This is a genomic window from Streptomyces tateyamensis, from assembly GCF_003205575.1.
Classification (GTDB): Bacteria; Actinomycetota; Actinomycetes; order Streptomycetales; family Streptomycetaceae; genus Kitasatospora; species Kitasatospora tateyamensis.
On sequence record NZ_PYBW01000347.1, the window covers coordinates 1 to 307 of the forward strand.

At 74.6% G+C, this 307-nt stretch carries 1 protein-coding gene; it reads right to left on the bottom strand.

Annotation, left to right across the window (positions count from 1 at the left end):
- Nucleotides 1–254: Gfo/Idh/MocA family oxidoreductase (locus C7C46_RS33695; RefSeq protein WP_181442692.1), on the bottom strand; the 254-nt coding region annotated here is incomplete at its 3' end.
- Nucleotides 255–307 lie beyond the last annotated feature (53 nt).

The following is a 307-nucleotide window of genomic DNA, read 5'->3' on the forward strand; positions in this document are numbered from 1 at the left end:
TGGGTGCGGTTGGGGGTGGCGATCACCACCAGGTCGTACTCCTCGGCCCGGTCGAAGACCTGCTCGGGCGAGTCCAGGACCTGCGCCTCTGGGTGCTCGACGGCCAGTCTGGCCCGGCGCTCGGGACTGGCGGTCACCACGGCGGCCAGCCGCAGTCCGGAGGGGGTGGCGATCAACGGGGCGTGGAAGGCGGCGCCGGCCAGGGCGTAGCCGATCAGGGCCACCCGGGACGGGGGGTGCGGAGCGGGCGTCATGCCGTCAACGGAACCACACCGGCCGTCCACAGGCCGGGACGTCGCTGCCGGGG